This window comes from Falsiroseomonas sp. RANM36, assembly GCF_056682175.1.
Genome location: NZ_JBWXTD010000003.1, coordinates 917,123 through 921,381, shown reverse-complemented (window position 1 = coordinate 921,381; position 4,259 = coordinate 917,123). Strand labels below are relative to the sequence as shown.

The window sequence follows — 4,259 nt, the reverse complement described above, 5'->3', positions numbered from 1 at the left end:
CCAGCCGCGCCGAGAGGTTGATGGCGGCGACGACCCCGCCCGCCGCGTCGCGCAGCGGCGCGGCGACCGAGGCGATGCCGGCCTCGAAGGTTCCGAGCTGCACCACATGCCCGCGCGCACGATCGGCCCGCGCCTGGCGGGCCAGCACCGGCAGGGGCGGCGGCGCCACGCGGCGCGGCGGCGCCGCGCGCAGCAGCCCGGCCAGCGCCGCCTCCTCCAGCCCGGCCAGCAGCACGCGGCCCATCGCGGTCGCATGCGCCGGCAGGCGCGAGCCGACATGGACGATGCTGCGCATCCCCCGCCGCGCCGGCACGCGCAGCAGATACACCACCTCCGCCCCCTCCAGCACGCCGAGATGCGCCGACCAGCCGGTGGCGTCGCGCAGCGCCTCCAGCACCGGCAGCGCCACGCCGATCACGTCGCGCGCCGGCAGCACGCCATGGCCGAGGCGCAGCAGCGCCGGGCCGAGCGCATAGCGCCCGTTCGCCGGGTCATGCAGCAGGAAGCCGAGCTCGGCCAGCGTGTACACCACCCGGAACACCGCCGAGCGGCTGACGCCGAGCGCCGCGGCGATCTCGCCCTGCGTCAGCCGCGGCGCCTGCGGCGTGAAGGCGGCCAGCACCTCCAGCCCGCGCACCAGGCCGGGCACCAGGTAGCGGTCCTGCGGCTCGGCCGGTGCTTTGCCCAAGGGTGTTTTGCCCATGAAACGCAGCCTACGCGTCCCGGCGCCCTGACGCTATGGAAAGCCGCGACACGCCACGCCGAGGAGACGCGCCATGAACGTGATGACGAAGCCCACGCCCAGCCCGCTCGCCGCCGCGCTGCGCGGCAAGGTGGTCCGCCACACCCAGAAGAGCTTCGACTGGGACGCCTTCCCCTCCAACCGCGGCTATCCCGAGCTCGCGCGTGCGCAGATGCGCTATGTCGGCGCCGGCGGCAGCCCGAAGGTCGGCGAGCCCGGCACACTCGCGCCGGAGCACTTCACCGTCAGCCTGATCCACAAGCCCGTCGGCAACTACGCCGCCTGCCACGCCCACGAGATCGAGGAATCCTTCCTCGTCATCGCCGGCGTGCTCACGGTGGGGTGGGAACGCGAGGGCGAGGTCTGCGAAGTGAAGCTCGGCCCGAAGGACATGATCCTGAACGCGCGCGATGTCGGCCACGGCTTCCGCAACGACGGGATCGAGCCGGTGCTGATGAGCATCAGCGTGGATGTCGGCAAGCCGCTGCCGCCGCGCTACCTGTATCACCCGAAGCTCGGCACCGATCCGGCGCTCGCCCGCAGCTTCGGCGCCGCGCCCGGCAAGACCATTCCCTTCGATCCCGCGGGCGATCATCCGCTGCAGCAGCAGATGGCGCGCAACGTGATCCGCCACGCGGAACAGGCGCCGATCCACGAGGCCGCGGGCTTCCAGCGCCGCGTCTATGTCGGTTCGGGTGGCGTGGAGAGCGACACCTGCCGCAAGGAGATGTACGGCATCCCCGCCGGCGCCGGCGTCCGCCCCTATGTCCGCGATGTCGAGGACGCGCTGATGGTGCTGGAAGGCAGCCTGACGGTGGGCTGGGAGGAGAATGGCGAGCGCGTGGAGATGGAACTCGGCCCGCGCGACCTGGTGCTGAACCCCGCCGGCCGGACGCACTGGTTCCGCAACACCGGTATCGGCCCCTGCACCGCCTGGTGCGTGGTCGGCAATGCCGAGCCCGAGAGCGTGACGTTCGAAGCCGCCTGACCTCTGGCGCCACCCTCCCCCGCCCAGCGCCTCCCTCTCCCGCGACAGCGGGGGGGACGACGCATAGCGTCGGCCGCCGGAGTAGCGGCGCATCAGCGCCGCTTACGCAGGCTGGATGGGGTGGCGGCCAGCGCTGCGCTGCCTCACGCGCGCGCCACCGACGCCCGCCTCACCCCCTCTCCCACTCCAGCATCGCATACTGGAAGTGGTCCCCCCGCGCGTCATAGATCGTCACCGACGCCCCCGCCGCGCCGCGCCCCGTGAAGCGCTCGCGCGAGACGGGGTCGTAGCCCGCGAAGCCCACATCGCCGTCGAGCGCGAACAGGATCGCCGTGCCGTCCGGCAGCACCAGCCGGTCCGCTTCCGCGCGCACCGCCATTCCGCTCGCCGCATCCACGAACCCGTCCTCGCGCGCCACGAAGGCAAAGGATTCGCCGGTGCCGAGCGCGTGCAGCACCGCCGGGCAGCGCCCGCTGCGCCGACGTTGCGCCTCCGCCGCGACGATCCGGCGCAACTCAGCGCGCATCACGCATGCCCGCGCCCGCTGTTGTCCACCGCCACCACCTGCCGCCGCGTCGTGCCGTCGATGCCGCCCGCGACCGCCCATTCGGCGAACAGTTCCGGCTTGCGCGTCCATTCCTGCGCCTGCCAGGCCTCGGTGCAATAGTCGTCGTCGGCGTAGTATTCCAGCGGCGGGCCGAGCGGGTTGTGGAAATACCAGAAATAGGCCGAGGAGATCGGATGCCGGCCCGGCCCGATCTCCGTCTTCCAGCCCTTCTTCGCCATCGCGATGCCGCCGCCGATCACCTCATGCACGTCGGTCAGCGTGAAGGCCACGTGGTTCACGCCGGGCTTGCCCGGGCGATTCAGGATGAAGAGGTTGTGGTGCTCGCCGCGCCGCCGGCAGCGCAGGAAGACGCCGTGGCCCGGATACTCGTCCGATACGATGAAGCCCATAGTCTGCGCGTAGAAGGCGCGCATCGCGGCGAAATCCGCGGCGAACAGCACGATGTGGCCCAGCTTGATCGGCTCCGCCCGCTCATGCACCGGAGAGCGGCGGTCGATCCGCGCCGGATTGCCGGGCGCGTTCGCCGGCGTCGGCGTCACCTTCACCGCGCGGCGGCGGCTGACGCGGAAGCCGAGCCGCAGCCCGTTCGGGTCATGCGCGCGCGGCAGCCCGTCCGGCCCCGGCACCAGCGCGCCGGCGGCACTCAGGCGGTCAAGCGAATCCTTCAGCGCGGCCGCATCCGGCGCGCCCCAGATCACCTCCCGCAAGGTGTTGCCCGGCTCGATCGCCGGCGGCAGGTCCGGCGAATCCTGCGGCCGCAGGATCACCTCGCCGCCGTCGCGCGTCTCGTACACGGCGCGGTCCGCTTCCGCATGCAGCAGGCTGAGGCCCCAATCGTCGCAGAAGCGCCGCGCCTCCGCCATGTCGGCGACGCCGAACACGACCGCATCCACCCCCGAGAAGCCCATCGCGATTCTCCCCAACTCCCTCGCGTCAATCCGCCATGGCGGCCGGCTCGCCGAGCGGCGCCGCCCAGGCATCATAGCCATAGACCCAGTCGGCATTGCCGCCTTCGCGCAGCCAGGTGTTCTGGCGCGAGCCGATCTGGATGCGCGCGGTGCGCACCAGGCGCATGCGCTCATAGGCGGCGAAGGCGCTGGGCAGCGCGTTCGCCGCCTGCACGCAGCGCGCCAGCGCCACGCCGTCCTCCACCGCCTGGCAGGCGCCCTGGGCCATGAAGGGCAGCATCGGATGCGCGGCATCGCCGAGCAAGGTGAGATGCCCGCGCGACCAGAAGGGCAGGGGATCGCGTTCCCACAGCGCGGTCTTCAGCACCGCATCGCAGGCATCGAGCAGCGCGCGCGCCTCCGGGTGGTAGTCGGCATAGAGATCGCGCAGTTCCTCCACGCTGCCGGGCTGGGTCCAGCCTTCGTGGCGCCAGCTCTCCTGCCCGATGGTCGCGAAGATGAAGATGTCCTCGCCGAGATTGAGCGGGAAGGTGACGATCTGGCTCTGCGGAGTCGGACCCCACCACTTGGTGAAGCTGTCGAGGTTGGGCAGCCCCGCAAGCTTCGCCGCCGGCACCACGGCGCGGAAGGCGACGACGCCGGTGAAGCGCGGATGCTCCACCCCGTGCAGCGCGGTGCGCGCGACGGAATGGATGCCGTCGGCGCCGATCAGCGCCTGCACGCGTTCCTCCCGCCCATCGGCGAAGCGGATGGTGGCGTGGTCGCCCTCCTCCGACACCTCCACCGCGCGGCGGCCGAGCTGGATCGCATCCTCCGGCAATGCCGCTTCCAACGCCGAAAGCAGGTCCGCGCGATGCAGCGTGAGCTGCGGCGCGCCGTACTTCCGCTCGGCCTCGTCCGCCATCGGCAGGCGCGAGGTCTCGGCCCCGCTGTCCCACATGCGGCTGATGCGGAAGCGCGGCCGCGCGGGCCGGGGGGGCCGGGCTGGGGGTGCGGGTCGCCCGGGCGGAAGCCACCCCGCGCGACGAGGTGGAGGGCGCGCTGGACATGGTG

5 protein-coding genes are annotated in these 4,259 nt (G+C 72.4%); 1 reads left to right on the top strand and 4 read right to left on the bottom strand.

The genetic code is table 11. The features are described from left to right. A partial coding sequence (locus tag AC1MIR_RS09235) for an IclR family transcriptional regulator (protein ID WP_480027876.1) occupies positions 1 to 703 on the bottom strand: 703 nt, incomplete at its 3' end. A 73-nt stretch (positions 704 to 776) separates the two neighbouring features. Between AC1MIR_RS09235 and AC1MIR_RS09230 the strand changes: the two genes are divergently transcribed. Further along, positions 777 to 1,730: a cupin domain-containing protein gene (locus AC1MIR_RS09230; RefSeq protein WP_480027875.1), complete on the top strand. Its 954-nt coding sequence runs from the start codon at positions 777 to 779 to the stop codon at positions 1,728 to 1,730. A gap of 169 nt (positions 1,731 to 1,899) precedes the next feature. Here the strand turns inward: AC1MIR_RS09230 and AC1MIR_RS09225 are convergent, their stop codons facing one another. From AC1MIR_RS09225 to AC1MIR_RS09215, 3 genes are read right to left on the bottom strand one after another with little or no spacing between them, the layout of a single operon-like run. Next, the gene (locus AC1MIR_RS09225; RefSeq protein ID WP_480027874.1) at positions 1,900 to 2,256 is read right to left on the bottom strand and encodes a hypothetical protein; all 357 of its coding nucleotides are present in this window, start codon (positions 2,254 to 2,256) and stop codon (positions 1,900 to 1,902) included. Beyond that, positions 2,256 to 3,206 carry a VOC family protein gene (locus tag AC1MIR_RS09220; protein WP_480027873.1) on the bottom strand — a complete coding sequence of 317 codons (951 nt, stop codon included), beginning with the start codon at positions 3,204 to 3,206 and terminating at the stop codon, positions 2,256 to 2,258. Before AC1MIR_RS09220 ends, AC1MIR_RS09225 begins: the two co-directional genes overlap by 1 nt. A gap of 25 nt (positions 3,207 to 3,231) precedes the next feature. Then, positions 3,232 to 4,146, bottom strand: a complete 915-nt coding sequence (locus AC1MIR_RS09215) for an FAD-dependent monooxygenase (protein WP_480027872.1) — start codon at positions 4,144 to 4,146, stop codon at positions 3,232 to 3,234. Positions 4,147 to 4,259 lie beyond the last annotated feature (113 nt).

Bases quoted from the DNA above. Each gene is read 5' to 3' on its own strand.
- AC1MIR_RS09225 (WP_480027874.1), bottom strand. From the start codon at position 2,256: ATGCGCGCTGAGTTGCGCCGGATCGTCGCGGCGGAGGCGCAACGTCGG.
- AC1MIR_RS09220 (WP_480027873.1), bottom strand. From the start codon at position 3,206: ATGGGCTTCTCGGGGGTGGATGCGGTCGTGTTCGGCGTCGCCGACATG.
- AC1MIR_RS09230 (WP_480027875.1), top strand. From the start codon at position 777: ATGAACGTGATGACGAAGCCCACGCCCAGCCCGCTCGCCGCCGCGCTG.
- AC1MIR_RS09215 (WP_480027872.1), bottom strand. From the start codon at position 4,146: ATGTGGGACAGCGGGGCCGAGACCTCGCGCCTGCCGATGGCGGACGAG.